Genomic DNA, 25770 nt, shown 5'->3' with positions numbered 1-25770 from the left:
CATCCGGGGCCGGTGATCGCCGTGGGGCGGATCGGCCGGGCCGAGTCGGATGTGGGGCATCGTGGCCGGCGAATCAGCAGGTACGTGTTGCGTTCGTATTAACAGCGAGTAACCCGGTGCCGGAGTCTTCCCTGCTCTTGACAGTTGCCATGGCGGAGTAGCAGCATCGTGTAGCGAGATGCTGTCTCGCATGACGTAGAAGGCGGTGAGGTGATGGCGCAGCAGACGCCGGTACGTCCGCTCGGTGCAACCGGCGCGATGATCGACGAGGACTGGGAGGCGCTGCGGTTCCGGGTGCACCGCTCGGCGTACCGCGATCCGGAGGTCTTCCGGACCGAGGTCGACCGGATCTGGAATCACACCTGGCTCTATCTCGGTCACGAGACCGAGATCCCGAAGGCGGGCGACTTCAAGACCCGTACCCTCGGCGGTCGACCGCTGATCTTCTGCCGGGACGCCGACGGCCAGGTGCGGGCCTTCTTCAACGCCTGCACCCACCGGGGCACCGTGCTGTGCCGGCACAGCGAGGGCAACACGAAGTTCTTCCAGTGCTTCTACCACGCCTGGGCGTTCAGCAACTCGGGCGAGCTGGCCGCGCTGCCCGGTGACGACGCGTACCCCGACGACCCCGCCTTCCGGGCCTCGATGGCCCTGCGGCAGGTGCCCCGGCTCCAGATCCACGAGGGCTTCGTCTTCGTCGCCTTCGACCCGGACGTGCCGGACCTGCTGACCCACCTCGGGCCGGCCGCGCACTACATGTCGCTGACCGCCAAGATCGGCGAGCATGGCATGACCACCCTGCCGGGCGTGCAGCTCTACAGCGTGAAGGGCAACTGGAAGCTGGCCGTCGAGAACGCGATGGACGGCTACCACTTCGCCCCCACCCACAACACCTTCGTCGGCTACCTGCGCGAGACCGGCTTCGCCGTCACCGACGACGACCAGTACGCCTACGACCTCGGCGGCGGCCACGGGCTGCTCGTGCTCACCGGGCACAACGGCCGGATCGGCATGGTGTGGGAGCCCCGCTTCGGCGACGAGGAGAAGACCCGCACCGTCACCAAGCGCCGCGAGCTGGAGGCCCGCCTCGGCCCCGAACTCGCCGCCGAGGTGGCCGACGCCAGCCGCATCCTGTTCGTCTTCCCCAACCTGCTGCTGTTCGATCTGGAGGCGCTGACCATCCGGCAGCTCGAACCCGTCGCCGCCGACCGCACCGACGTGCGGGCCTGGCAGTTCGTCGAGGTCGGCGAGCCGGAGTCGGTCCGCGCGCTGCGGATCAAGACGATGGTCAGCTTCGTCGGACCGGGCGGTCTGGCCACCCCCGACGACATCGAGGCGTACGAGGCGGTGCAGCGCGGCATCACCGCGACCGCCGACTCGGTCGACCCCGCGCACGACTGGAGCGACATGTCCCGGGGCATGGCCAACGAGAAGCAGGGCAACCAGGGCCGCTCCATCGACGAGGGCGCGATGCGCAGCTTCTGGCGGCGCTGGGCCGAGGTCGTCGGGGCGGGCACCAGCGTGGCCGGCGACCCGCCGGCCGGTACGCCCGCCGCCGGACCCGCCGCGGGGGGTGCGGGCAAGTGAGCGCGTTGTCAACGACGGCCGGGAGCCGTGGGGGAGTGGTCAAGGTGGAGTCGCGCGAGGTGACCCGGGCCGAGGTGGAGGACTTCCTCTACCGGGAGGCGCAACTGCTCGACGAGTGGCGACTCGACGAGTGGCTCACCCTGATCGAGCCGGGTGGCCGGCTGGAGGTGCCGACCACCGACTGGGCCGGTTGGGACGCCACCACCGCCGGGTACTTCGTCGCCGACGACTACGAGCTGATCCAGGCCCGGGTCAAGCGGCTCAAGAGCCGCAAGGCGCACGCCGAGAACCCGCACTCGCGGACCCACCGGATGATCTCCAACGTGCTGCTGCTGGAGGCCGGCGCGGAGACCGTCTGGATCAGCGCCAACTTCCTCATCCACCGCTACCGCGACAACGGCGCCTACACCTACGTCGGCCGGTACGAGCACGTGCTCAAGGTCGACCCGGACGGGCTGCGGTTCCGGCTGCGCCGGGCCGTGCCGGTGATGGAGTCGATGGATCCCGGCGCCCGACTCAGCTTCATCCTCTGAGCCGGCCCGCCATGATCACCCACATGCTGGTCTTCCGGTTCCGCGACGACCTGCCGCCCGGCGCGGCCGAGTCCGTCCTGGCCGAGCTGGAGACCTTTCCGAGCCGGTATCCCGCGATGCGTAACTGGCGCAGCGGGGTCAACGTCAGCACCCGCGACACCAGCATGACCCACGGCTTCGTCGTGGAGTTCCCCACCGAGCAGGACCTGCTCGACTACCTGCACAGCGACTCGCACGAGCGGTTCGTCCGGGAACGCTGGCGGCCGGTCATCGAGCGTCAGGCCATCGTCAGTCTCCCCACCGCCGGGGACGCCCAGCCCATCGAGAGGGGTCACAGATGACCACCGAGGCCACCGCCCGCCGCCGTGGGCCCTACGGCATGGAGTACGCCCGGATCGAGGTGCCGGACCTGGCCGCCTCCATCGAGTTCCTCCAGTACCACGTCGGGCTGCAACTGGAGCAGCACGACGACGAGTACGCGTTCCTGCGCGCCGACCTCGAACACCACAGCATCGAGCTGGTCGCCGCGCCGCAGCGCACCGAGTCCTGGACCACCGCGGTCGGGTTCAGCGTCGAGAACGACGCCGTCCTCGACGACCTGCGCGAGCGGGTCACCGCCGCCGGGCACGAGGTCTTCGAGCTGGCCGACCGGGTCAAGGGCCTGGTCCAGCGGGGCTTCGCCGTCCGCGACCCCAACGGGCTGATCGTCGAGCTGTTCACCGAGTTCCAGGAGTACGCCGAGCCGCCGCTGATCGAGCTGCGCCCGCTGGACCTGGTGCACCCCTTCCTCGCCACCGACAAGTACGACGAGACGCTGGCGTTCTACACCAAGGTGCTCGGCTTCCAGGAGTCCGACCACGTCGGCGACGTCACGGTCTTCCTGCGCAGCGAGGACCGCTACCACCACAGCCTGGCGATCCAGCGCAACAACGAGTTCTACGTCGCGCACCTGTGCTTCATGATGAAGAGCTTCGACCACGTGATGCGCGGCCGGGCGCGGGCCCAGTACAAGCAGGTCCCGATCGCCTCGGACCTGGTCAACCACTCGGCCTCGACGTCGATTGCCTTCTACATGCACGACACCCGGCACGGGCCGCGCTACGAGCTGTGCGACAGGCACCGGGTGTTCACCCCCGAGGAGCACGAGACCCACCGGGCCCGCCGGATGGCGGTCGACCCGCGCAACATCGACGTGTGGCGGCCGGCCGCCGACGACTGGGCGCGCTTCTGACCCCTCGCCCGTGACCGGCGGGCGGGGCCGCACACCCGACCGGTCGGCGCGGTGCAGCGGGCGAGGGAACCTCGGACTCCTGATCTGCGGGTTCGGGGTTCGAGCCGCGGTGGACATGAACACGAAAGGCCCCGACCCGGGGACACACCCGGGTCGGGGCCTTTTCGGGCTCATGCCCGGTGTCCGGGTGTGTCCAGTCGCGTCCAGCATCCCGCCCCCAGTCTGCTGCCTGTTGCGAGGCTTGCCGTCCCGGTCCGGGGCGTTCGGCTCCTGACCCGGCCGACCAGTCCCCTTGCGATGGGAGCGGTGAATGTCAGAACGTGCCGTCAGTTACCCGGAATTGAGAAGACCAGGCCGCAGGGCCCTGCTCGCCGTGGCACTCGCCGCCGTGACGTCGGTGGCCTTCGTCCCGACAGCCGCAGCGGCCGGACCGGCCGGTGACCGTCCGGCCCGGCCCGGGGGCGGGGTGGATCTGTCCCGCACCGACGGCCGGGCAACCCCGGCTTCCATCGGCGGCGTCGCCGACCGGGGCCGGGCGGGCGGGGCCCCGGACATGGCCGAGGCGATCGCCGAGCAGCGCGGCATCAGCCGTGCGGCCGCCGAGAAGCTGATCAGCGTCGAGAACGCCAACGTGCGACTCGCCAACCGGTTGACCACCGAGCTGGGTGCCAGCTCCGGCGGCGCGTACCTGTCCGACGGCAACCTCGTCGTCACGGTCACCGACGCGGCGGCTGCCGCGAAGGTGACCGCCGCCGGCGCCAAGGCACGCCTCGTCGCCCGCGGCGAACGGCAACTCCAGAGCATCCAGCGCGCGCTGGAGGCCGCGGCGAGTGAACCCGACACGACGTGGGGGGTGGACCCGCAGACCAACCAGGTGGTGGTGAGCCTGCCGGCGTCGGGGGCGAAGAACGCCGTGCAACGCTCGGCGGCGCGCAGGTTCGGCTCGGCGGTCCGGTTCGAGACCAGCACCGGCCGGATCCAGCCGAACGTCGGGATCTCCAGCGGGGACGCGATGGGCGGCTGTTCGGTCGGCTTCACCGCCACCGACTACACCTTCAACTACATCATCACGGCCGGCCACTGCACCCAGGGCTTCCCACACTGGACGCTGCCCAACGGGCAGGACGTCGGGCCGACGCTGGAGAGCCACTATCCGGAGAACGACTTCGGTCTCATCTGGATGAACGGTCCGTCGGTCTGGGCCACCGGCACCATCAACCTGTGGAACAACACCAGCCGCAGCATCCACGGTTGGGCGACGGCCGTGAGCGGGCTGTCGGTCTGCAACTCGGGCCGGACCACCGGCTTCCGGTGCGGCTCCGTGCTCAAGACCAACGTGACGGTCAACGGCGCGGGCGGCACCGTACGCCAGATGATCGAGACCAACATCTGCACCCTCGGCGGCGACAGCGGAGGGCCGCTCTTCGCCACCAACACCGGGTACGGGCTGAACTCGCACGCCAACCGCAACGGCAGCCAGTGCAACTCCTCGCCCCGTACCTGGCACCAGCCGGTGGGAGAGGCGATCACCACGTACCAGGTCGTCATCTACGGCGCGCCGTGACGAGCGGCGACGAGCACAAGGAGACCGCGATGAGAAACGCATTCACCCGCGCCGCACGCGTCACCGCCGCGGCCGTCATGGCGACGACGGTGGCCCTCACCGTGGCCGTCGGCCCCGCCCAGGCGGACCTCTGGCAGCACACCGACGGGTTCGAGAGCAGCCCGGCAGCGGTGTGGGAGTTCCACCGCTCCGGCGCCGGGAGCGGAGCCTTCGAGCTGGGCGCGGGGAAGGCCCGCTCCGGTGCCAACAACGCCATTCTCACCACGTCGGCCGGCGGCTGGTCCGGGGTGGGCAAGCTGCTCACCGTACGGCCGCGTACCGCCGGGCACAACACCACCTGCGGCGGCGGGTTCTTCGTCCAGGCGGTCAGCGGGCCGGCGGTGCTCAACGTCGAGGTGATCGATCCGGCGAGCTGGACCTACCTCGCGCTGCGCACCGTCCGGATCACCGACACCGTCTGGCGGCGGCACGACGTGGCCAGCTACGCGAACGGCCCGAGCCAGGTGTTCGTCCGGGTCTCCCTGCTGGGTGGCAGCGGCCCCGTACGGGTGGACGACATGGCGTTCCAGTGCACCTTCTTCAGTAACTGAGCAGGTCGACCACGGCGGGGCCGGCGCGCGTGGCGTCGGCCCCGTGACGCCCGCACGTGATGACTTGACCGTGACATCAATGTCAGGGTTTTAGCATCGCCGGGTGCGTAAGGGGACCAGTGACATGCGGATCGGAGAATTCGCGCGCCGCTGCGGCGTCAGCGCCCGTTCGGTGCGGTACTACGAGCAGCAGCGCCTGATCGCCCCGGGCCGTGCCGCCAACGGTTATCGGGAGTACGACGAGTCGGCGGTGGTCCGGGTCCGGAACATCCACGAGCTGCTCGACTCCGGCCTCACCATCGAGGACATCCGGCTCTCGATCGATGAGGGGTGCCTCGACGAGCCGTTGAGCACCCTGCCCCGGTGCCCCGACGCGCTCCGGGTCGCCACCGACCGGCTCGGTGCCCTGGACCGGCGGATCGCCGCTCTCCAGGACCTGCGCGGGCGGCTCGCCCGGCAGCTCCTGGCGACCAGGTCGGCGATGGCCTGCGGCGGGGAAACCGTGACCGACGAGTGGTCACGATGAGATTCGGACTCTCCCTCGAACCGCAGGCGTGGCCGGGCGACGCGGGTGCCGCCGTGCTCCGGGCGGCGCAGGACGCCGAGCGGATCGGCCTGGACTACGTCCTGATGGCCAACCACGTGCTGGAGAACCCGCACGGCGTCGGCTTCGACCCGGTGGTCCTGCTGGCGGCGGTCGCCGGGGCGACGACCCGTCTGGGGATCGCGACGAGCGTTCTGGTCCTGCCCTACTACCAACCTGTGGTGCTGGCCAACCAGCTCGCGACGCTGGACGTCGTGTCGGCGGGGCGGCTGGCGGTCGCCGTCGGCACCGGATGGAACCCGCAGGAGTTCACCGCGCTGGGGGTGCCGCTGCGGCTACGTGGCCGGCGGACCGACGAGAGCCTGGAGGTCATGAAGGCCCTGTGGGCCGGCACCACCGCAGACCTGGACGACAGGTTCGCCGGCCTGCGTGACACCCGCATCGGTGTTCTCCCGTACCGGTCCGGCGGGCCACCGGTCTGGGTGGGTGGGCACAGCGACGCGGCGATCCGGCGGGCACTGCGGTTCGGGGAGGGCTGGCACGGTTCCGGCCTCGACCACGAGGAGGCCCGCTACTTCCGGCGTCGGATCGAGGAACTGGCCGACGGCACGGGACGTGACCCGGCGACGATCGAGATCAGCACGGTCGGGTTCCTGGTACCGCCGGGAATGCCGGCGGTCCGGCCCGCGCCGGGCCGGCTGCTCGGCGGCACCGACGCCAGCACCGAGGCGATCGTCGAGGACCTGGTCCGGCTCGGCGATGCGGGGGTGTCGATGTGCTCGCTGTGGATGCCGATCGACGGTCGCCTGCTGGATGCGGCGTTGGAGTGGCTCGCCGGCGAGATTCTGCCCCGGGTGCGACGCAGGAGCGGGTCGGGCCCGCGCTAGCCGCCGCTCGGCGGGCGACCGGAGTCGGTCCCGCCCGGCGTGCCGGCTCTGGCGGGGCGGGGCCCGTCGCCTCAGGGCGGTGGGACGACAGTCGACCGAGCGCGGCGAAGGTCGAATCGAGATCCGGTCCGGGTACGACGGGTACGGGGGCGGCGGGCACGGCCCCACCCCAGGCAGGGCACCCTGTGCGCGAACGGCTATTCGTCGACTGGATCCGCCGGTGTCGCGTCGGGCGTCGGGCGTCGTGCCGGCCGGGTGAGCAGCAGCACGACCGTGAGGACGGCGGCGGCGACCGGGAGACCCCAGGGCCGCCGGGTAGCCGCCACGGTGAACGCGAGCGGCCGACCGGGCACCGCGATCCGGCCGTCCACCTCGTACCGGCCGAACGGGGCCGCGTCGGTGGGCACCGGGACGTGGTACTCCCGGGTCTGCCCGGCGGCGATGGTGCCCAGCGCCGGGGCGGCCACGATGGTCCGGGCCCGGCCGGGTGGCCCGACGGTCAGTGCGAACGCCGGGTCGGTGATCTCCTGCGGGCCGGTGTTGTGCACGGTGATCCGGACCGCGAGTTCGCCCGGCAGGCCGAACCAGCCGCGCGGCCCGGACCGGTCGACGGCACGCAACGCCACCAGGGTCAGCTCGGGCGGGGCGATGGGCGCGGCGGCCGGGGCGGTCACCCCGGCCAACGTCAGGTCGGCGACGGCGGTGGCCGTGCCCGTCGGCGTCCGGACCCGCAGCACGCACGGGCAGGCCACCGGCGGGGCGACCAACAGCACCGGCAGGGTGGCCCGGCCGGACGGCGGCACCTGCCCGTGGGTGGCGGCCCCGGTCGCGCAGTCGAGCGCGCCGCGCCGGGCCGCGTTGCCGCACACCTCGGCCTGCACTGTGCCGGCCGGCCAGCCGTCGAGGCCGACCAGCATCCGCTGCCCGACCCGCAGCATCCCTGCCGGCACGGTGACGCCGGGACCGCCGCCCGCCGGGGTGCCGGCCGGGGCGGGTGTCCCAGGGGCCGGAGCCAGCGCGGCGGCCACGGCCAGCAGGGCGACGGCACGCAGCGGCCCGGTCATCGGGCGGGCGGGGCGTCGGGACGTGCGTCGACACCCGGGGTCGGCCCGGCGGCAGCGCCGGACGCGGCGGAGGCGGTCGCGGCCGGTCGCGGGGTGTCGGCAGGGTCCTGCTGACCGGGGGCGGGGTCCGGGGTGGACAGTCGACCGGCGGCAGCGGCCTTCCGCCGCCACCACCGTAGCCCGGCCCAGCCGGCCGCCCCGGCGAGCAGGGCCAGCAGCAGCCACGGCGCAGCCCACACCCCGGCGGTACGGACCACCGGCGGCAGGGCGGTGTCCGTGCTGGTGGCCGCGATGTCGACCTCGGCGGTCAGCCGCAGCAGCGGGGGTACGCCGGTGATCCGCTCGGTGACGGTGAAGGTGGCCCCGGGCAGCAGCTCCGGCAGGTCGGTGGGGGAGGTGCGGGCCTGTTCCCTGCCGAACGGCGCGCGTACGGTCACCGTGGCGCTGCCGCCGAGCCGGACGTTGCCGTCGTTGCGCAGCCGGTAGCGGACCACCAGGTCGCCACCGGCGAACGGGTTGACCGGGTTGGCGTAGGAGACGTCGACCGCCTCGACGGTGACGGCCGGCCGGACCGGGCCGTTGACCCGCAGGTAGACCCGGGCGGCCAGGCGCTGGTCGACCAGCACCCGCTGCCCGTCGGCGGTGGTCCGGACCCGGGCGACGGCACCGATCACCCCGCCGGTGTGGTCGCCCGGGGTGGCGTTGGCCGGCACGGTGAGCCGGAACGGGATGTCGACCCGCTTGCCCGCCGGAATCGTCCATTCGCGCCGGTCGACCCTGATCCAGGAGCCGACGTCGGTGGCCGGCCGGTCCGCCGGCAGCAGGGCGAACGCGCCGTCGGTGGAGGTGTAGGCGTCGGTGCCGTACACGTCGAAGGTGACCGGGCGGTCGCCGAGGTTGGTGATGCCGACGTGGTCGGTCAGGGTGCTGCCCGGGGCCAGGTCGTAGATGAAGTAGTTGCGCCCGGTCGGGCCCTTGGCGCTGGACGGCTGGACGGCCCAGCGCGCCGCGCCGGTCTCCCCGGCCCGGCTGCCGGGCCGGGCGACGGGGCGGGCGCGGCGGGGCCGGCGCGGGCGGGCCGTCGCCACGAACAGCGCGGCGGCGAGCACGGCGCTCGCCCGGATCAGGGTGGTACGCAGGGACATGCCGGGCTCCGCAAGGGTGATCGGGCCCGGTGGGGCGGGTGGCGAGCCCGTCCCACCGGGGTGTTGCCGAATCAGGAGAGGGTGAGGGTCAGCACCGCGCTGTAGTCGCCCGCCGCAGCGGACGCCGGAACCCCGAGCTGGAGTTCGGCGCCACAGGTGAAGGTGCCGTTGCTCGCGCCGGTGGCCGAGGTGCACAGCGCACGTGCCGTGCCCAGGCCGGCACCGGGCGCGGCGGGTGCGCCCGGGGTGACCACGCCGGGGGTCCCGGCGAGGCCGTCGACGCCGACGGTGGCGCTCGGCGTCCAGCCGAGGTTGTCCGCGGCGATGGTGCCGCCGCTGGCCGAGGCGAAGTCGGCGACCTGCCCGACCAGGCTCCAGCCGGCGTTGGTGCCGCGCAGGTCGGCCACGGTGGCGGCGTTCAGCGCCCCGGTGGTGACCTGCCCGTTGCTGACCGCCGGCAGGGTGACCGAGGAACCGGTCACGCCGAGGGTCAGCGCACCACCGGTGACGGTGGTGGTGATCTGCTGGCTGGCGTCGCCGCCACCGGCCGGGGTACGGCTGAACGTCACCGGGGTGAAGGTGTCCTGGCTCCGGTCGGCTGCGCCCCGGGCGGCGAAGGTGATCACATAGCACTGGACCTTCGTGCAGTCGACGGACGTGCCGGTGCGGTCGGTGTAGACCGCGCTGATCGGCAGGGTGGTGCGGAACGTGCCGTCGGCGTTGAGCCGGTCGCGGGCCTCGGTCGGCTCGTTGGACTTGTTGACCCACTTGGTGACCTGGAGGACGCCGGCGTTCGTCCAGTGCTCGTCGACCTTGCGGCCGAAGGAGACGTAGATCCCCGCCGCCCCGTTGGCCTCCGGGTCGAAACCGCTGCCGGTGACCGTGATCGTCGCCCCGGCCGGATCGAGCCCGGTGGCCGGGGTGACGCCGACCGCCGGGCCGGCCGGTTCGCCGCCGCCACCGGTGGAGAAGGTGAACGACAGCGGGTCGAGTGCGGAGCCGGCGGAGTAGAAGCCGTTGAACGCCGAGGCGCCCTCGGCGGTCAGCGTCGCCGCCAGGTCGGTCGCGGTCACCGTGCCGCCGCTGCCACCGGGGTTGCCGTCGGTGACGGCGATGGTGGCGATGGTGGCCTGGCGGACCGAGACCGGCTCGGCCGCCGTGGTGGTGAGGTCGACGTCCGCGGTGACGGCGGCGGTGCCACCGGTCACGACGACCGTCGGGTTGGCCAACGAGATGGTGAAGAAGTGCGCCGGGTACGAGAAGACGATCTTCCCGCCGTACCGGGCGTCGATGGCCCCGGTGCCGGCGTCGTGCGTCCCGCCCTTCGCCGGGAAGGTGAAGGTGCCGTCGCTGTTGATGCTGGCGCCCTCGCTGGCCGCGATCGGCGGGTTGCCGTTGCCGGTGTTCAGGTAGGCGCGGAACGATGCCTTGAATCCCCAGGTCAGGCTGCCGGAGCGGATGTCCGCCCCGGCGGCCTGGGCGGGGCTGACCCCGACGAGTGCGGCCGACGCGCCGAGCAGGGCGACCGCCGCCCACCGCGCCGACCGCCACCGACCGGTGCCGGTGCTGGATCTGACCATGCTGCTCCCTCTGTTGTCCCCAATACGGACAGTGGTTGAGGTTAGGCAAACCTAACTACCGCAGCACAGTGGGCGGTGGGTTGAAGATCTTGACCCGAAGAACCCCTTGTGAACTGCGGATCTCTCGCTTAGGTTAGGCAAACCTTAGCTACGGTCGGTGTGTCAGCCGGCCCGATCAGTCATGTGGGGAGCCTGATGCGAGCACTGCGTCGCGCCGTCCTGACCGCCGTCCTGATCACTGTCGGTGTCGGCCTGCTGCCGATGTCGGCCCACGCCGGCACCGGTCGGGGCGCCACCGGGCAGACCCTCACCGTCACCCCGAGCGCCGGGGTGGGCCGCAACGGGGCCACGGTGACCGTCACCGGCAGCGGATACGACGTCACCAAGGGCATCTACGTCGCGTTCTGCGTGGACAACGGAGCCGGCGTCGCCCCCAGCCCGTGCGGCGGCGGAGCCGACACCACCGGCAGCACCGGCGCCTCGCACTGGATCTCCTCCAACCCACCCTCCTACGGGGAGGGCCTGGCCGTGCCGTACGGCACCGGAGGCTCGTTCCGGGTCAGCCTCACCGTGGCCACCCGCATCGGCGACGTGGACTGCACCGTCCGCCGGTGCGTGGTCGCCTCCCGGACCGACCACACCCGCACCGCCGACCGTTCCCAGGACGTCCGGGTGCCGATCACCTTCGCCGCCGCGCCCACTCCGGCGCGTACCACCGCCGCCGCCCCGGCGACCACCGGCGTCGGCGGCGGCACCGGTCGGACCACCCCACCGGCGGCGGCACCGACCGGCGGGCCGCCGCGCCCACCGGCGCGGGCCCGGCGGCGACCGCCGACGGGAGCGTCCCCGCCGGGGCCGGTGGCGGGACCGACCAGGCGGGCCGGGTCGGGCAGACCGACCAGGCGCAGGTGACCCGGGTCAGCGCCGCCTCCGACACCGGACGCTGGTGGCTCGCCGTGCTGGTCGTACCCGTGCTCGGGGTGGCGCTGCTCGCCGGCCTGCGCCGTCGTCGTCGCCGGGCCACGTCGTGACCCGACGCGCGCTGCCGCTCGTCCTGCTGCTGCTCGTCGGTGGCCTGACCGCCTGCACCGACCCGACGGCGCAGGCGCAGCCGACCGCACCGACGTCCTGCGGCCCGGTCACCGCCACGCTGCCCGACACCGACGTCACCCCGCTGGTCCCGCCGCCGACCCCGGTCCTGCCGGTGACCGTCACCTCCACCGACGGCGTCGCCAGCACGGTCACCGATGCCACCCGCATCCTGCCGGTCAACCTCTACGGGTCGATCGCCGAGATCGTGTTCAGCCTCGGGCTCGGCGGCAACGTCGTCGGCCGGGACACCTCCACCACCTTCCCCGCCGCCGCGCACCTGCCGGTGGTCACCCCGGCCGGACACGACCTGTCCGCCGAGGCGGTGCTCGCCCTCGCCCCCACGGTGATCCTCGCCGACGACAGCATCGGTCCACCCGAGACGCTGCGGCAGCTGCGCGCCGCCGGTATCCCGGTGGTCCTGGTCGCCGCCGAGCAGAGCCTCGACGCCGTCCCCGCGCACGTGCGGGCCATCGCGGCGGCGCTCGGCGTCGGCGCGGCCGGCGACCGGCTGGTCACCCGGATCGAGGCCGAGATCGCCGCCGCCCGCGCCGCAGTGCCCGACGGCCAGGCCCCCCGCGTCGCCTTCCTCTATCTGCGCGGCACCGCCGGGGTCTACCTGATCGGCGGGCGGGGCGCCGGCTCCGACGCGATGATCGAGGCGGCCGGGGGAGTGGACGCCGGCACCGCGATCGGTCTGGCGAAGTTCCGCCCGCTGACCAGCGAGGGCCTGATCAACGCGGCCCCGGACGTGCTGCTGGTGATGAGCGGTGGGCTGAAGTCCGTCGGCGGCGTCGACGGCCTGCTCAAGCTCCCCGGGGTGGGGCAGACCCCGGCCGGGGCCGCCCGTCGGGTCGTCGACATGGACGACGGCGTCCTGCTTACCTTCGGCACCCGATCCGGGCGGGTGGTGCGGGCCCTGGCCGACGCGCTGCACTGCCGGACTCCCCGGTGACCGCCACCGACATCCGACCGGCCACCGGGGAGACCGCAGCCGGCCGCGACCGCCGCCGTCGGGGCCGTCACGGACCGGTCCTGCTCGCCGGGCTCACCGCCGGGCTGCTGCTGGTCGCCCTGATCGCCGCCGGCCGGGGGCAGGTGGCCGTCTCCCCGGCCGAGGTGCTCGGCTCGGTGCTGCACCGCCTCGGCCTGGACCTCGGCCCCCGGCCCGCCGCCCCGCACGGCGAGAGCGCGCTGTGGCTGGTCCGCTTCCCCCGGGTCGCCCTCGCCGCAGTGGTCGGCGCCGCGCTCGGCTGTGCCGGTGCGGTGATGCAGGGGGTGTTCGGCAATCCGCTGGCCGAGCCGGGCGTCATCGGCGTCTCGGCGGGCGCGGCGGTCGGCGCGGCGCTGGCCATCGTCACCGGTGTCACCGTCCTCGGTGGCTGGACGGTGCCCGCCGCCGCGTTCGCAGGTGGCCTCGCCACCACCTGGCTGGTCTACCTGCTGGCCCGCTCCGGCGGCCGGACCGAGGTGGTCACCCTGGTGCTCACCGGGGTAGCGGTCAACGCCGTCGCCGGTGCCGCCATCGGGCTGCTGATGTTCGTCGCCGACGAGTCGGGCGTGCAGGCCATCGCCTTCTGGAACCTCGGCAGCCTGGCCCAGGCGAACTGGTCGGCGGTCGCCCTGGCCGCGCCCTGCCTCGCGGTCGGGCTGCTCGCCACCCTCGCCGACGCCCGCCGGCTCGACCTGCTCGCCCTGGGTGAACGGTCCGCCCGCCACCTCGGGGTCGACGTGGAACGGCTACGGGTCCGGATGATCGTGGTCACCGCACTGCTCGGCGCGGCGGCGGTCGCCTTCACCGGCATCATCAGCTTCGTCGGCCTGGTCGTGCCGCACCTGGTCCGGATGGTCGCCGGCCCCGGGCACCGGCTGCTGCTGCCGGCCAGCGCCCTCGGCGGCGCGATCGTCGTCATCGTCGCCGACCTCGCCGCCCGGACCCTCGTCGACTACCAGGAACTGCCGTTGGGGGTGCTGTCCGCGATCGTCGGCGGCCCCGCCTTCTTCTGGCTGCTGCGCCGCACCCGCGACCGCGCGGGAGGCTGGGCATGAGCGGGGACGGCCCCCGGGTACGGGACCGCCGCCGACGGGTCCGGCTGCGGCTGACCGGCCGCCGGTCGACCCCCGGACACCGGCGCCGGCGACACCGGGCGGCACCCGGGTCCAGGTCACCGGGGTCCGGGTCGAGCGCGCCGGCCGACCGGTGCTCGACCAGGTCGACCTGTCCATCCGCGCCGGTGAACTGCACGCCCTGGTCGGCCCGAACGGCGCCGGCAAGTCCACCCTGCTGGCCGCCGTCAGCGGTGACCTGCCGCTCGCTGCCGGGACCGTCGAGGTGGACGGTCGTCCGCTGGCCGAATGGTCGGCCGTGGAGTTGGCGATGCGCCGGGCGGTGCTGACGCAGCGCAGCACCCTGAGCTTTCCGTTCGCGGTGGTCGAGGTGGTCCGGATGGGCCGGGCGCCCTGGGCCGGCCGTCCGGAAGAGGCCCACGACGATGCGGTCGTCGCCGAGACCATGCGACGCTGTGACGTGATCCGGTTCTCCGCCCGCCCCTTCCCGTCGTTGTCCGGGGGCGAGCAGGCCCGTGCCGCCCTGGCCCGGGTGCTGGCCCAGCAGGCCGGGGTGCTCCTGCTCGACGAACCGACCGCCGCCCTCGACCTGCACCACCAGGAGCTCGTCATGCGGATCGCCCGGGACCGCGCCGACGCCGGCGACGCGGTGGTGGTCGTGCTGCACGACCTCGCCCTGGCCGGGGCGTACGCGGACCGGATCACCCTGCTCGCCGACGGGCGGGTACGCGCCGCCGGCCCCCCCGACACGGTGCTGACCGCGCCCCTGCTCAGTGAGGTCTACCGGCACGACATCGAGGTCGTGCCGCACCCCGACACCCGCCTGCCGCTGGTCGTGCCCCGCCGTCGGGGCCCCGCCCGGAACACCCCCCTCACGGAGGAATAGATGGACACCCCGCCCATGCCGTTCTCGGCCCGGCTGCGGGCCGCCACCCAGGGCGCCCACGCCGCCGCCGAGAGCCAGCGCTACGTCTCCGCGCTGGTCGCCGGTGAGCTGGACCTCGCCGGCTACGTCGACCTGGTGGTCCAGCACCACGCCCTCTACCAGGCGTTGGAGTCGGCCGCCGGGGTGATGCGCGACGACCCGCTCGCCGGTGGGTTCGTCGACGACGCGCTGACCCGGCTGCCCGCGCTGGAGGCGGACCTTAGCCGGCTGGTCGGCCCGGACTGGGCGTCGCGCACCGCGCCGAACCCGGCGACGGTGGCCTACGCCGACCGGATCCGGGCCGTCTGCGGCACCTCCCCGGTGCGGTTCATCGCCCACCACTACACCCGCTACCTCGGTGATCTCTCCGGCGGCCTGTACATCGGACGGGCGGTGTCCCGGCGGTACGGGTTGACCGACGGGTCCGGAGTGGCGTTCTACGCCTTCGACCAGATCACCCGGCCGAAGGCGTACAAGGACGCGTACCGGGCGCGGTTGGACGCCCTGCCGATGAGCGCGGCCGACGAGGCGGCGCTGCTGGACGAGGTGCTGGTGGCGTACCGGCACAACATGGCGGTCTTCTCGGCCCTGGCCCGGCACGTGCCGGACGGCCCGGACGCCACGGAGGCGGTGGCGTGACCGGGCAGCCGTTCGACGCCGACGTCGTCCGCGCGGTCAGCCGGCACATGAACGACGACCACGCCGGGGACGCGCTGCTGATCTGCCGCACCCTCGGTGGCTGCCCGGACGCCAGCCGGGCGCGGGTGACCGGGCTGGACGCCGACGGGATGGACTTCGCCGTCACCCTCGACGACATCGAGGTGCCGGTGCGGGTTCCGTTCGCCCACCGGCTCACCGAGCGGGCCGAGATCCGCCGGGAGGTGGTCCGGATGTACGAGCAGGCGTGCGCCGCGCTCGGCGTGCCACCGCGCCGGGCCGGCTGAGCACCCGGCGGCGTGCCACCGCGCCGGGCCGGCTGAGCACCCGGCGGTGGGGCGTCGCAGGGCCGGCCCGGCGCGGGCCGGCCCCACGGGCGGGGCCGACCCGGTCAGGTCGTGCCCGGGTGGGGCGGGGTGGGCGCCGCCGGACGGCTCAGCTGCTCCGGCAGCGGCTTGCTGTGCAGGATCACCAGTTCTCCGACGGCCCGGGTCAGGGCGACGTAGAGCCGGTTCATGCCCCGGGGTTCGGCGGCGACGATGTCGGCGGGTTCGACCAGCACCACCCGGTCGTACTCCAGGCCCTTGACCTGGCTGACCGGGACCGCGTGTAGGGCGTCGGCCAGGTGGTCGGGGGCGATGACGGTCCCGGTCTCCCCGGCCACGGCCGCGGCCAGGTCGTCGACCCGGCGGATCTCCAGGCTGCCGCCGGGCCGGAACGACCGGGTCGGGGCGATGCCGGGCGGCAGGGCCCGGGCCGCGAAGTCGGCGATGACCTCGGGCACCCGGTAGCCGGTGGGCAGGTCCAGCGTTCGGGCGGTCCGCTTGCCGAGCCGTTGCACCAGCTCCGGCCACGAGCCGCAGGCCAGCGGATGGGTCGCCTGACCGAGGTCGCCCACGATGGTCATCGAGGCGTACTCGGCCCGGCGGGCGATCATCCGGCACTCCATCGGCGACAGGTCCTGCGCCTCGTCGAGGATGACGTGCTGGTAGGCGTCCTCGACGGGATCCTCGGCCTCGGCCACCGGCAGCGGCTCGGCCAGCACCGGAACGTAGCCCTCCTCGCCGTACGGGTCGAAGCCGTCGACCCAGCCCACCACCTGGTGACCCTCCCGCAGGATGATCGCCGCCGCCCAGCGCTGGGCACCCCAGTGGCCGCTGTCCAGCGACTGCCCGGACTGCGCCATGGGGGTGGCCAGGCCGGGGGCGAAGAGCTGCCACCCGTCGGCGAGGCTCGGGCTGAGCACGAAGGTCTCGGCCAGCCGGGTGCCGCTGCCCAGTTCCCGGCGCTGCCACTCGGGCCGGACCTCGGCGACCCGTGGCGGCCGGCCCAGGATCTCGGCCAGCTCGTCGAGCAGCGGGACGTCGTCCACCGACCATCCGCCCCGCTGGGCGGGGAGGACGTCCTGCGGGGTCAGTGCCGGCCACCAGGCGGTCAGGAAGGCGTCGGGGACCTCCCGGCCGTCCAGCAGTTCCGCCAGCACCGTCGCGGCCTGCGGCCGGGCGGCGTTGGGGGTGATCCCGGCGGCCTCGCACCGGCGGCGGATTTCCCGGCGGGCGCGCGCCAGGTCGTCGGCGTCGAGACCCCACAGCCGGTCCGGCACGTTCGGCGGGGTGTCCCAGGCCAGGTCGGTCAGCACCCGCACCATCCGCAGGTCACCCTTGGTGCGGGCCACCTCGGCGCTGTCCCGTCGGGTCGCCACGACACCGTCGAACAGCTCACCGATCGCGCGCAGGTGGACGCTGTCCTCGCCGAGACCGGGCAGCACCCGGCCGATGTAGGCGGTGAACACCGTGGACGGGCCGACCACCAGCACCCGGCCGTCGGCGAACCGGCCCCGGTCGCGGTAGAGCAGGTAGGCGGCCCGGTGCAGGGCCACCTGCGTCTTGCCGGTCCCCGGACCGCCGGTGATCAGGGTGACCCCGTGGGTCGGTGCCCGGATCGCCTCGTCCTGCTCGCGTTGGATGGTCGAGACGATGTCGCGCATGTGTGCGCCACGTTCCCGGGTCAGCGACGCGAGCAGGGCACCCTCGCCGACCACCCCGTCGACGGGCGTGGTCGACAGCACCTCGTCGTCGAGGCCGACCACGGTACGCCCGGCGCAGGTGATCACACGGCGACGGGTGACCCCGAGCGGTTCGCCGGGGGTGGCCCGGTAGAACGGTGCGGCGGCGGGGGCCCGCCAGTCCACCACCAGCGGCTCCCGGTCGGCGTCGCGGACACCCAACCGACCGATCCGGTACGTCTCGTCGTCGTCGAAGTCGAGCCGGCCGAAGACGATGCCCTCTTCCTGGTCGTCGAGATCGGACAGCCGGGTGGCGGCACCCAGCACCATGGCGTCCCGCTCGACCAGGCCGGCGACCGGTCCGCCGCCGGCCCGCCGGTGCCCCTCCTCGTTCAGCTGTCTGGCCTGCGCTCGCATGACCTCCAGGCGGGCGTACACCGCGTCGACCACCTGTTGTTCGATGGCGATCTGCCGGGCTGTCTCGGACACGTGCTCCCCGTTCTCCCGCCGGCCGGTCCGGCGTGGACCGGTCGAGCGTAGGCGGGTCCCCGGGGGCAAAAATCGTTATCCGGGACGATCTGGGCGGCTTGACCGGCGCATATGATGAATGTGGCGGCAGGGGACGGATGCTCCGTTTCCGGGGATCGAGCGCTGCGACGCGACCCCCCATCTCACCGGCCGGACGCCGCCCCGGCGGCCCCGGTCGGACGATCACTCGTTCCACGGCGTGGGCCACTGTTTGTCTGAGACCTGGTTGGCCCTCACTCGGCCCGGGCCGCACTGCGCCGCCCGGCTGGTCGGGCTCGACCTCGACCGGGGCACCGACGCGGAACTCGCCGCCGTGCGTGCGGCCCTGGTGGCGCACAAGGCGGCATCTTCGTCAACCCGGGCTCGACGTCACACGTCTTCAGTGTCTCCCCGGCGGCGAGCCGGGCCGTGTTGGATCTGCTCTACGCCCACCTCACCGAGCCGGAGCACCTGGTCCGGGGGACCGTTCCCGGGGGGCCGGGCGACCTGTGGCGTCCGCCGGTGGCTTGATCACCGGTGTCCGACCTGCTCGCATCCCGGCGCGACCCTGTCGTCGGACGGGTGGGACCCGGGCGCGGCTGCGGTGCCGGCCGCGGCGGACCAAGTGTGACCGGGGGTCCGTCACCGAACGGGGATCGGTCGGGGTCGGCCTGGGTCGGGTGGTCCGTCGAGCTGCGGACCGGGATCGTGCTCGCTGCGGTGCCCGCCGTCAGCGGGTCTTCCTGGTCGCCCGTTTGCGGGGCGGGGTCAACAGGTCGGCGATCGCGCTGATCGCGGTGGGCACCGTGCGGTAGTACGCCCAGACCCCGCGCTTCTCGCGTTCGATCAACCCGGCCTCGGTGAGGATGCGCAGGTGGTGACTGACCGTCGGCTGGGACAGGCCGAGCGGCGCGGTGAGGTCGGTGACGGACGCCTCGCCCTCCGGGGCGGACTGGATGAGGCTGAGCAGTCGCAGGCGGGCCGGGTCGGCGAATGCCTTCAGCACTCCCGCGAGCCGTTCCGCGTCGGCACGTTTGATCGGCTCGCCGGCCAGCGGCGAGACCACAGGTGTATTGATTTTCGCAGCTCCCACGTCCGCCATCATGGCAGCAAGTGCCCCGTCCGACCGCTGGATCGACAATCGGCCGGCACGAATTCGCGGATCGGGTGACTCCTGCCGGCGAGTCGGCCGACCCGCCGTGGTGGGAGTGGACGACACCCGGGGGCGGGGGCACAGGACGTCACTCCCGTGCCCCCGCCCCCGGGTCGCCTGCCTGCCGCTTCCCGGTGGCGCAGCCGTTCAGCGGCCGGTCCGTTCAGCGGGCGGCCCGGGTCAGCGGGCGGTGCGGCCGGCGGGCGGCCCGGGTCAGCGGGCGGTGCGGCCGGCGGGCGGCCCGGGTCAGCGGGCGGTGCGGCCGGCGGGCGGCCCGGGTCAGCGGGCGGTGCAGGTGGGTGTCAGCCCGGACCCGCTGCCGTTGCCCTGGAAGCCGAATTCCGCCACCTGGCCGGCACCGAGCTGGCCGTTGTAGCTGACGTTGGTGAAGCGCACCGTGCCGGTGCTGCCGCTGGCGGTGGCGTTCCAGGTGTTGGTGACGCTCGCGCCACCGGGCAGGGTCGTGCTGACGGTCCAGCCGGTGGTGCCGGAGGAGCCGGCGGTGACCCGTACGGAGGCGGTGAAGCCCCCGGTCCACTGGTTCACCGTGACGGTGGCGGAGCAGCCGCTACCGCCGGGCGGTGGCGTGGTCGGGGTCGCGGGGGAGTGGTGGGGGTGGCCGGGGGAGTGGTCGGCGGCGGCGTGGTGGGCGGCGTCGTGCCGTCGAACTGGGTGAAGAAGCTCCACACCACCGGTCGGGTCCAGGACTTCTCGCCGGGCGCGTAGGGGTCGGCGGTGCCGTCCACGGCGTTGGGGGCGTGCCCGCCGTCGAACGGCGCCCAGGCGACCGGGTATCCGGCCCGGCAGCCCGAGTAGTAGGTGATGGTGTGCGTCAGGCTGCCCTGCGCCGGCTCCGGCGGGTTCTGCGGGGTGCAGCCGTTGTTGCGGACGAACCGGTCGCGCAGCGACCGCCCGGTCGCGATGGGGAGCACGCTGTCCCGCAGCCCGTGGATGCCGATGTACGCGATCGGCTGGGTGCCGCCGTTGCAGCCGCTGAGCTGGCCGCCGGAGTAGACGGCGACGGCGCGGAAGACGGTGGCGCGGGCGCAGGCGATGGCGTAGCTCATGCCGCCGCCGTAGCTGAAGCCCATGGCGAACCGCTGGGTGGTCTCGACGCACAGGGCGGACTCGATCTGGCGCATCATGTCGTCGACGAATGTCAGGTCCCGGTCGCCGCTGTTGGCCCAGCCGTTGCCGATGCCCTGCGGTGCGACGAAGATCGCGCTGTTGTTCGACAGCGCCCGGATGCCGTAGTACGACCAGGGATAGCCGCTGGTGCCGCCCGAGTCGACGTCGTTGGCGGTGCCACCGTTCCAGTGGAAGCCGAAGATCAGCTTGTAGGGGTGGTTGCGGTCGTAGTTGTCGGGGATCCGCAGGATGTACGAGCGGTTCTGGCCGCCGCTGGAGATGGTGCGGTTGCCGCTGGTCAGCGTGGGTGCCTTGCCGCAGCCGGCGGTCGCCGCGAGCGGGGTGACGTCGTTGGCGTACGCGGGCGGGCTGGCTCCGGCGGTGATCGCGGCACCGCCCAGCGTGAGGGCGAGCGTCGCCGCTGCCGCGACGATGCCGGCCGCGAGTCGGTGTCTCGACATCAGGGGAACTCCTTCGACGTCAGCGTGGTGGTGGGGGGTGTGACTTGCCCGCCTGCCCGGCGCGGACGGCGGCGGTCGTGGGGTGACCCGGTCGCGCCGGTGGTGGGTCACCGGATCGGGACAGGCGTTCACATTCATCGATGATTACGAACGTAATCCGTATGACGTATGATGTCAACGAGCGGGCGGTCGGTGGTGGCCACGGAGCGGGTCCGAGGCGTGCCGGTCCGGAGCCCGGCCAGGCGGGCACCGGGTGCGCGACGACGGGGCCGGCGACGCGGACCGGTCCGCATCGCCGGCCCCGTCGTCGTGGGCCCGTGCCGGCGTCAGCCGGGAGGGTGGTTCACCAGGTCAGGGGCAGGGTGTTGACGAACCGGGTGAGCGCGCCGGCGAGGAGCTGGTCGTCGCGGCGGGAGGGGTGCCAGTCGCAACCGAGCTTGTCCAGCCCCAGCGCGTTGTCGTCGTAGTAGAGCGAGCGGATCCGGGTGTCGCCCCGGCTGGTGCGGGTCTGCACGATCTGCTGGACTGAGCTGGCGAGCGCCGTGGTGGGGGACAGGTCGGGGTAGGTGAGCACGATGAACGTGTCGGGGCCGTACCGGCTGCGCAGCTTGTCGATGAACGCCAGGTAGGCGGTCCGGTAGTCGGCGGCGAGCTGGTCGACGGTGGACCAGCGCTCACCGGGGTTGAGGGCGGTGGAGAAGTCGTTGATGCCCAGCCCGACCACGACCAGCTGCGGCTTCCAGGTGCCCGGGTTCTGCCACGTCGTGCTGTTCCACAGGGCCTGGAGATCGGTCTCGTAGTAGGTGCGGAAGTTGTCCGTGCCGCCACCGTTGTAGTTGCGCACCATGCCGAGGCCGGACCAGGCGATGAGCTGGTAGTCGGCGTTCAGGCTCTGCGCGGTCAGCGCGCCGAAGGTGACGTCGGCGTTGGAGTTGCGGGTGACCCCGCCGTTGCTGTTGCAGTCCCGGGTGGTCGACATGTTGCCGTACCCGGCGGTCCAGGAGTCGCCGATGAACTCGATCTGCCGACTGCGCGGGGCGGGTCTGGCCAGGATCGCACCGCCGGAGGCGGCGACCAGACCACCGAACTCGCCGGCGGCCCACGGGCTCTCGGTGCGCTTGGCCAGTCGTACGGTGTGCTCGGTGTTGGCGAGGTTGCGCACCCAGTAGGTGGTCCGACCCGGGGTGACCAGGGTGGCGACGGTCGCCCCGTCGATCTGCACGACGTAGTCGTTCTGCGCGTCGTTGAGGACGATCCCGACCCCGGTGCCGCGGAACCGGCCCTCGAAGTAGACGCCGGGCCAGGTGTACTGCGCGCTGCTGCCGACCGCCTTGACCCGCCCGACCGTCGACGTCTGGTCCAGCGCCCCGGATGCCGGCGGCGCGGTGGTCGGCGGCACCGTCGTGGGCGGCGCGGTGGTCGGTGGTGCGGTGGTGGGCGGCGTGGTCGTCGGCGGCGCGGTGGTGGGCGGCGCGGTCGGGCTGGTGGTACGCCCGGTGCACGGCACCCCGTTGAGGGCGAAGTCGACAGGCACCGGGTTCGCCGCGTTGTTCCATGAGGCGCCGAAGCCGAACTGGGTGCTCGCCCCGGAGCCGAGGGTGCCGTTCCAACCGGCATTGGTGACCGTGACCCGACCGGCGGACTGGGTCACCGTGCCGTTCCACAGCTGGTCGATCACCTGCCCTGCGGAAAAGGACCAGGTCAGCCGCCAACCGGTGAGCGGATCGCCGAGGTTGGTGAGGTCGACGCTCGCGCCGAACCCGCCCGGCCACTGGTTCGTGACCGTGTAGGTGACCCGACAGCCGGCAGCTGCCTGGGCGGGTACGGTGCCGACGAGCGCGGCAGTGGCGGCGACGGTGGCGGTGGCGAACAGCGACACCGCCAACCGGAACCGGGAACGGGTGAGTCGCATCGATGGTCCTTCCGCGAGGGTGGCGGCGACTGTTGTCGGCCGTGGTTCGGGGCGGCTGCACCGGATCTCCCGTTCGGGGCGGTGGCCGCGCAGGCGTCGAGGGGATGCGCCGGGTGGTGGCGTGCCGCCAACGGCCCTGATCCGCCGTCGGTCGACTCGCGTCTGTTGGTGTCGTGCGGTGTCTCGTCCGCAGCCAGCCCGGCTCCGCAGGCATTATCCCGCCCGGCTTTCACGTCCGTCAATCGAGACGGTCGTCGTGCGGGGCGTCGGCCGGTGGCGTCCCGGCCGTACCCGGACCGGAAATTTAGCGAGATCCATCTATATTGACGTCGGGCGTCGGCAGCGGCAGGATCGCGGCACCACCCCCGTGATCTGCCCTGGAGGCGTCATGCCCCGTCCCCGTCTGCCGCTGCTGCGGGCCGCCACCCGGACGGTCGCGCTCGCCGCGGCCACCGCCGGTGTGCTGTCCGTCGCCGCCGCGCCCGCCACCGCCGCCGTCCCCACCGGCCGCTACGTCGCGCTCGGCGACTCGTACACGTCCGGTCCGCTGATCCCCACCCAGGTCGACCGGAACTGCCTGCGCTCCAACCGCAACTACCCGTCCCTGGTCGCCGCGTCCGCCGGCTCCTCGTCGTTCACGGACGTGAGCTGCTCCGGGGCCACCACGGACGACATCCGCTACGGCAGCGGCACGCTGCCCCCGCAGCTCACCGCGGTCACCCCGGACACCGCCCTGGTGACGGTGCAGATCGGCGGCAACGACATCGGCTTCTCCAGCATCATCGGCGACTGCGCGCAGGCGAGCTTCAGCAGTCCGCTCGGCTCGCCGTGCAAGAACCTCTACACCGCCGGCGGCACCGACCAGTTGCAGGCCCGGATCACCGCCACCGCGCCGAAGGTGACCGCCGTGCTCCAGGCGGTCCGCCAGGCGGCGCCCGGCGCGCGGATCGTGGTGCTCGGATACCCGGCGATCGTGCCGGACTCCGGGTACGGCTGCTGGCCACTGGTCCCGATCGCCTACCAGGACGTGCCGTACCTGCGGGGGGTGGCCAAGTCGCTCAACGCGATGCTGGCCGGTGCCGCCGCCGCCAACGACGCCGTCTACGCCGACGTCTACACCCCGTCGATCGGACGCGACACCTGCAAGAGCAGCGGCACCCGGTGGGTGGAGGGGCTGCTGCCGGAGAACGCCGCCGCGCCCTTCCACCCGAACGCCCGGGGCGAGCAGGGCATGGCCACCGCACTGCTGGCCACCTTGGACGACTGAACTGACCGCACCCTGCTCACGCCGGTACGGCGGTGCGTCCGCCCGGCGGGGACCCCCCGGTCCTGAGCTGTCGGATCCCGGAGTCGGGGCCGACGTCATGACCGGGGGGCCCGCCGTTGCGGGGGACACCCGTCAGGCCACGGCGCATTCCTGGCCGTTGAGGGTGAACCCGGTCGGCTTGGCGTTGCCGCCGGACCAACTGGAGATGAAGCCGAAGTTGGCGCTGCCACCGGGGCTGATGGTGCCGTTCCAGCCCACGTTCGTGGCGGTGACCTGGGCCCCGCTCTGCGTGTAGGTGGCACCCCACGCCTGGTTGAGCTGCTGGCCGTTGGCGAACGACCAGCGCAGGCTCCAGCCGTCGACCGCCGTGGTGCCGGTGTTGCGGACGATCACCTCGGCCTGGAACCCGTCCGGCCACTGGCTGCTGATCGCGTACGTGACCTGGCAGGACGCGGTCGACGGCGGCGGCGTGGTCGGGGCCGGGGTGGTCGGGGCCGGCGTGGTGGGCGTCGGGGCGGGGTGGTCGGGGTGGGGGTGCTGGTCGCGCCGCTGACCCGGTAGACGACCGTCCCGTGACCCGGCACGCTGGCCGAGATGGCCCCGGAGGTGGTGCTGGTCGTGTTGGCCCACGCGTCACGCAGGGTGAACGAGCCGCCCGACAGCCCGATCGCGGCGGCGGTGGTGCTGATCGTGGTGGCGGCCGTCCCCTGGTTGAACAGGGCGACGGCGACGTCGCCGTTGGCGAGCCGCTTGGCCAGCACCCGGCGGGTGCCGTCGAAGGAGACCTGGCTGGCCTGGAGCGCGAGCGGGTCCTGGCTGATGCCGAGGAGATTGGCGTTCTTCAGGATCGTCTGGGTCGCCGCGTTCATGTTGCGCAGGTCGTTCCCGGCGATCATCGGTGAGGCCAGGATGGCCCAGAGCGCGAAGTGGCTGCGCATCTCGGTGTCGGTCATGCCACCGCGGCCGACCTCCATCATGTCCATGTCGTTGAACGCGCCGGGCTTGGCCCGCGCCGCGAGCGGCACGGTGACGTCGACGATGTTCTGGATGCCCATCGGGTAGCCGTTGGTCTGGCCGCTGTTCCAGGTGTTGGTGATGTCCTCGGTGGTGCGCCACATGTTCGACACGTCGCCCCAGTTGCGCTGCGGCCCGGTCTTGGAGTGGATGCTGTTCGAGTTGATGCTCAGCACGATGGGTCGACCGGCCGCGGCCAGCCCGTCGCGCATCTTGGCGAAGGCCCGCACCTGGTCGTCGATGCTGCCGCTGGGCGAGCACCAGTCGTACTTCAGGTAGTCGACGCCCCAGGCGGCGAACTGCCGGGCGTCCTGGGCCTCGCGGCCCTGGGAGCCGGTGGCGCCGGGGTAGGAGTTGAAGTACTGGGCGCAGGTCTTGTCCAGCGGCGCCTGGTAGATGCCGAACTTCAGCCCCCGGGCGTGGATGTAGTCGCCGAGCGCCTTCATGCCGGAGGGGAACCGGGTCGGGTCACCCTGGAGGTTGCCGGCCGAGTCCCGGTTCGGGTTCATCCAGCAGTCGTCGACCACGACGTACTGGTAGCCGGCGTCCTTCATGCCGGAACTGACCATCGCGTCGGTCATCTGCCGGATCAGCGCCTCGCTGATGTTGCAGCCGAAGGTGTTCCAGCTGTTCCACCCCAGCGGCGGGGTGCGGGCCACCCCGTTGTCCAGGGCCAGCGCCGGGGAGGTCCGCAGCACCACCGCCGGGCCCGCCACCAGCAGCAGCCCGGCCGCCAGGGCGGTCAGCAGGCGACGCCTGCGGGTAGATGGTCTTCTCATGTTCTTCCGTCCGTTCCACTCGGGGATCATGTGTGCCGGCAGGGGGCGGGACGCGTCGTCGCCACCTCGGCCGGCCCGGGG

23 protein-coding genes and 2 pseudogenes are annotated in these 25770 nt (G+C 73.1%); 16 read left to right on the top strand and 9 right to left on the bottom strand.

Annotated elements, in window-relative coordinates; genetic code table 11:
• The first annotated feature begins 213 nt into the window (after positions 1 to 213).
• From J7462_RS07640 to J7462_RS07605, 8 genes are all read left to right on the top strand, one after another.
• A complete protein-coding gene (locus tag J7462_RS07640; RefSeq protein ID WP_208570002.1) occupies positions 214 to 1587 on the top strand; it encodes an SRPBCC family protein in 1374 nt (457 codons plus the stop codon).
• Positions 1584 to 2120: an aromatic-ring-hydroxylating dioxygenase subunit beta gene (locus J7462_RS07635; RefSeq protein WP_219463020.1), complete on the top strand. Its 537-nt coding sequence runs from the start codon at positions 1584 to 1586 to the stop codon at positions 2118 to 2120. Before J7462_RS07640 ends, J7462_RS07635 begins: the two co-directional genes overlap by 4 nt.
• A gap of 11 nt (positions 2121 to 2131) precedes the next feature.
• Positions 2132 to 2461 (top strand): Dabb family protein, encoded by a 330-nt coding sequence (locus J7462_RS07630; protein WP_088647650.1) that lies wholly within the window; start codon positions 2132 to 2134, stop codon positions 2459 to 2461.
• Positions 2458 to 3351 carry a VOC family protein gene (locus tag J7462_RS07625; RefSeq protein ID WP_219463018.1) on the top strand — a complete coding sequence of 298 codons (894 nt, stop codon included), beginning with the start codon at positions 2458 to 2460 and terminating at the stop codon, positions 3349 to 3351. Before J7462_RS07630 ends, J7462_RS07625 begins: the two co-directional genes overlap by 4 nt.
• 373 nt (positions 3352 to 3724) lie before the next feature.
• Complete coding sequence (locus tag J7462_RS07620; protein ID WP_219463016.1) at positions 3725 to 4915, top strand: S1 family peptidase; 1191 nt, start codon at positions 3725 to 3727, stop codon at positions 4913 to 4915.
• Between the two features lie 29 nt (positions 4916 to 4944).
• A complete protein-coding gene (locus tag J7462_RS07615) occupies positions 4945 to 5505 on the top strand; it encodes a hypothetical protein (protein WP_219463014.1) in 561 nt (186 codons plus the stop codon).
• A gap of 103 nt (positions 5506 to 5608) precedes the next feature.
• Positions 5609 to 6031: a MerR family transcriptional regulator gene (locus J7462_RS07610; RefSeq protein ID WP_219463012.1), complete on the top strand. Its 423-nt coding sequence runs from the start codon at positions 5609 to 5611 to the stop codon at positions 6029 to 6031.
• Entirely contained in the window at positions 6028 to 6936 is a 909-nt protein-coding gene (locus J7462_RS07605) for a TIGR03619 family F420-dependent LLM class oxidoreductase (RefSeq protein WP_219463010.1), read from the top strand. Before J7462_RS07610 ends, J7462_RS07605 begins: the two co-directional genes overlap by 4 nt.
• Positions 6937 to 7133: 197 nt before the next feature.
• Here J7462_RS07605 and J7462_RS07600 read toward each other — a convergent pair whose 3' ends face one another.
• The 3 genes from J7462_RS07600 to J7462_RS07590 all read right to left on the bottom strand — a co-directional run bounded on the left by J7462_RS07600 (position 7134) and on the right by J7462_RS07590 (position 10725).
• Positions 7134 to 8000: a hypothetical protein gene (locus J7462_RS07600; protein ID WP_219463009.1), complete on the bottom strand. Its 867-nt coding sequence runs from the start codon at positions 7998 to 8000 to the stop codon at positions 7134 to 7136.
• The gene (locus J7462_RS07595) at positions 7997 to 9145 is read right to left on the bottom strand and encodes a WxL protein peptidoglycan domain-containing protein (RefSeq protein WP_219463008.1); all 1149 of its coding nucleotides are present in this window, start codon (positions 9143 to 9145) and stop codon (positions 7997 to 7999) included. The genes J7462_RS07600 and J7462_RS07595 overlap by 4 nt, the downstream gene beginning before the upstream one ends.
• A gap of 71 nt (positions 9146 to 9216) precedes the next feature.
• Positions 9217 to 10725, bottom strand: coding sequence for an HtaA domain-containing protein (locus J7462_RS07590; protein WP_219463006.1), 1509 nt, complete (start codon positions 10723 to 10725; stop codon positions 9217 to 9219).
• A gap of 195 nt (positions 10726 to 10920) precedes the next feature.
• Here J7462_RS07590 and J7462_RS07585 point away from each other — a divergent pair, with 195 nt between their 5' ends.
• The 7 genes and pseudogenes from J7462_RS07585 (at position 10921) to J7462_RS07565 (ending at position 15750) form a co-directional block, all read left to right on the top strand.
• Positions 10921 to 11637: a hypothetical protein gene (locus tag J7462_RS07585; protein ID WP_255599270.1), complete on the top strand. Its 717-nt coding sequence runs from the start codon at positions 10921 to 10923 to the stop codon at positions 11635 to 11637.
• Positions 11634 to 11756: a hypothetical protein gene (locus J7462_RS31980; RefSeq protein ID WP_255597630.1), complete on the top strand. Its 123-nt coding sequence runs from the start codon at positions 11634 to 11636 to the stop codon at positions 11754 to 11756. The genes J7462_RS07585 and J7462_RS31980 overlap by 4 nt, the downstream gene beginning before the upstream one ends.
• Positions 11753 to 12769: an ABC transporter substrate-binding protein gene (locus J7462_RS07580; protein ID WP_308290803.1), complete on the top strand. Its 1017-nt coding sequence runs from the start codon at positions 11753 to 11755 to the stop codon at positions 12767 to 12769. The genes J7462_RS31980 and J7462_RS07580 overlap by 4 nt, the downstream gene beginning before the upstream one ends.
• Complete coding sequence (locus tag J7462_RS07575) at positions 12766 to 13863, top strand: iron ABC transporter permease (RefSeq protein WP_219463004.1); 1098 nt, start codon at positions 12766 to 12768, stop codon at positions 13861 to 13863. Before J7462_RS07580 ends, J7462_RS07575 begins: the two co-directional genes overlap by 4 nt.
• Positions 13864 to 13984: 121 nt before the next feature.
• Positions 13985 to 14767 (top strand): annotated as a pseudogene (locus J7462_RS31975) (heme ABC transporter ATP-binding protein); the annotation flags it as partial.
• Positions 14768 to 15445, top strand: coding sequence for a heme oxygenase (biliverdin-producing) (locus J7462_RS31970; protein ID WP_255597629.1), 678 nt, complete (start codon positions 14768 to 14770; stop codon positions 15443 to 15445).
• Positions 15442 to 15750: a DUF2470 domain-containing protein gene (locus J7462_RS07565; protein WP_307799991.1), complete on the top strand. Its 309-nt coding sequence runs from the start codon at positions 15442 to 15444 to the stop codon at positions 15748 to 15750. Before J7462_RS31970 ends, J7462_RS07565 begins: the two co-directional genes overlap by 4 nt.
• 104 nt (positions 15751 to 15854) lie before the next feature.
• Here J7462_RS07565 and J7462_RS07560 read toward each other — a convergent pair whose 3' ends face one another.
• The 4 genes and pseudogenes from J7462_RS07560 to J7462_RS07545 form a co-directional block, all read right to left on the bottom strand.
• Positions 15855 to 17957 (bottom strand): UvrD-helicase domain-containing protein, encoded by a 2103-nt coding sequence (locus tag J7462_RS07560; RefSeq protein WP_219463002.1) that lies wholly within the window; start codon positions 17955 to 17957, stop codon positions 15855 to 15857.
• Positions 17958 to 18705: 748 nt separating this feature from the next.
• Complete coding sequence (locus J7462_RS07555; protein WP_219463000.1) at positions 18706 to 19077, bottom strand: helix-turn-helix transcriptional regulator; 372 nt, start codon at positions 19075 to 19077, stop codon at positions 18706 to 18708.
• A 330-nt stretch (positions 19078 to 19407) separates the two neighbouring features.
• A pseudogene (locus tag J7462_RS07550) lies at positions 19408 to 20717 on the bottom strand (cellulose binding domain-containing protein).
• Between the two features lie 343 nt (positions 20718 to 21060).
• A complete protein-coding gene (locus J7462_RS07545) occupies positions 21061 to 22629 on the bottom strand; it encodes a cellulose binding domain-containing protein (protein ID WP_219462998.1) in 1569 nt (522 codons plus the stop codon).
• 388 nt (positions 22630 to 23017) lie between these two features.
• On the opposite strand from J7462_RS07545, the gene J7462_RS07540 reads away from it, so the two are divergent.
• Positions 23018 to 23896, top strand: coding sequence for an SGNH/GDSL hydrolase family protein (locus J7462_RS07540; RefSeq protein ID WP_208570836.1), 879 nt, complete (start codon positions 23018 to 23020; stop codon positions 23894 to 23896).
• Between the two features lie 132 nt (positions 23897 to 24028).
• Here J7462_RS07540 and J7462_RS31965 read toward each other — a convergent pair whose 3' ends face one another.
• Together J7462_RS31965 and J7462_RS07530 are read right to left on the bottom strand one after the other, a co-directional pair.
• Positions 24029 to 24289, bottom strand: a complete 261-nt coding sequence (locus J7462_RS31965) for a cellulose binding domain-containing protein (protein WP_308290801.1) — start codon at positions 24287 to 24289, stop codon at positions 24029 to 24031.
• Positions 24286 to 25689, bottom strand: a complete 1404-nt coding sequence (locus J7462_RS07530) for a glycoside hydrolase family 27 protein (RefSeq protein ID WP_255597628.1) — start codon at positions 25687 to 25689, stop codon at positions 24286 to 24288. The genes J7462_RS31965 and J7462_RS07530 overlap by 4 nt, the downstream gene beginning before the upstream one ends.
• Between the last annotated feature and the right edge of the window lie 81 nt (positions 25690 to 25770).

This window comes from Micromonospora sp. RL09-050-HVF-A, assembly GCF_019374995.1.
GTDB classification, from domain to species: Bacteria; Actinomycetota; Actinomycetes; order Mycobacteriales; family Micromonosporaceae; genus Micromonospora; species Micromonospora antibiotica.
This window is presented reverse-complemented; position numbering and strand designations above follow the sequence as displayed.

Coding starts and splice junctions, on each gene's coding strand:
- J7462_RS07630 (WP_088647650.1), top strand. CDS start 2,132: ATGATCACCCACATGCTGGTCTTCCGGTTCCGCGACGACCTGCCGCCC.
- J7462_RS07605 (WP_219463010.1), top strand. CDS start 6,028: ATGAGATTCGGACTCTCCCTCGAACCGCAGGCGTGGCCGGGCGACGCG.
- J7462_RS07590 (WP_219463006.1), bottom strand. CDS start 10,725: ATGGTCAGATCCAGCACCGGCACCGGTCGGTGGCGGTCGGCGCGGTGG.
- J7462_RS07600 (WP_219463009.1), bottom strand. CDS start 8,000: ATGACCGGGCCGCTGCGTGCCGTCGCCCTGCTGGCCGTGGCCGCCGCG.
- J7462_RS07545 (WP_219462998.1), bottom strand. CDS start 22,629: ATGCGACTCACCCGTTCCCGGTTCCGGTTGGCGGTGTCGCTGTTCGCC.
- J7462_RS07640 (WP_208570002.1), top strand. CDS start 214: ATGGCGCAGCAGACGCCGGTACGTCCGCTCGGTGCAACCGGCGCGATG.
- J7462_RS07555 (WP_219463000.1), bottom strand. CDS start 19,077: ATGGCGGACGTGGGAGCTGCGAAAATCAATACACCTGTGGTCTCGCCG.
- J7462_RS07625 (WP_219463018.1), top strand. CDS start 2,458: ATGACCACCGAGGCCACCGCCCGCCGCCGTGGGCCCTACGGCATGGAG.
- J7462_RS07530 (WP_255597628.1), bottom strand. CDS start 25,689: ATGAGAAGACCATCTACCCGCAGGCGTCGCCTGCTGACCGCCCTGGCG.
- J7462_RS07615 (WP_219463014.1), top strand. CDS start 4,945: ATGAGAAACGCATTCACCCGCGCCGCACGCGTCACCGCCGCGGCCGTC.
- J7462_RS07540 (WP_208570836.1), top strand. CDS start 23,018: ATGCCCCGTCCCCGTCTGCCGCTGCTGCGGGCCGCCACCCGGACGGTC.
- J7462_RS31970 (WP_255597629.1), top strand. CDS start 14,768: ATGGACACCCCGCCCATGCCGTTCTCGGCCCGGCTGCGGGCCGCCACC.
- J7462_RS07585 (WP_255599270.1), top strand. CDS start 10,921: ATGCGAGCACTGCGTCGCGCCGTCCTGACCGCCGTCCTGATCACTGTC.
- J7462_RS07595 (WP_219463008.1), bottom strand. CDS start 9,145: ATGTCCCTGCGTACCACCCTGATCCGGGCGAGCGCCGTGCTCGCCGCC.